Here is a 601-nt window from a genome sequence, read left to right as displayed (position 1 = left end):
CACCCCCACATCCTGCGACACACCCTGGCCACCCAGGCCATCAACCGCGGTATGTCTCTAGACGCGGTCGCCGCGATGCTCGGGCACAAGTCGATGGACATGACACTGCGCTACGCCAGGATCGCCAACACCACCCTCGCCGACGAGTACTTCGCCGTCACCGACCAGGTCGACGCCCTCTACGGACAACCCGCCACACTCCCCGTCGACGCCCTCGGACCGAACATGGCCCGGCTCCGCCGCGAGCACCACAGCCATCTCGGCAACGGCTACTGCACCAGGCCCGTCGAGCTCGACTGCGCCTTCGAGTCGGTCTGCGAGACCTGCACCTACTTCCAGACCAGCATCGAATTCCGCCCCACCCTGCAAGCCCAGCACGACGACGCCGCAGCCAAGGGCCAGACCCACCGCGCCGAGCTCTTCACCAAGCTCCTCGCCAGCACCCACCACGAGGCAAGCTGATCATGGCCAGACCCAGCCGACCACACCAGGACCTTCCTCGATCCAGGACGCCCCATGGCGGTGCGCCCGAGGCGTCAACATGGAGCACGCGCAGCGCAGCGAGCATGAACGACGTTGACACCGACCAGCACCGCCAGAC

Annotated in this window: 1 protein-coding gene; it reads left to right on the top strand. The window is 66.9% G+C overall.

The window, feature by feature from the left end; genetic code table 11:
- A partial coding sequence (locus DA085_RS20745; RefSeq protein WP_154402282.1) for a tyrosine-type recombinase/integrase occupies window positions 1–462 on the top strand: 462 nt, incomplete at its 5' end.
- Between the last annotated feature and the right edge of the window lie 139 nt (window positions 463–601).

The organism is Ornithinimicrobium cavernae (assembly GCF_003121625.1).
Classification (GTDB): domain Bacteria; phylum Actinomycetota; class Actinomycetes; order Actinomycetales; family Dermatophilaceae; genus Ornithinicoccus; species Ornithinicoccus cavernae.
Note: the sequence above shows the minus strand (reverse complement) of the source record. Positions and strands in the feature narration are given on the sequence as shown.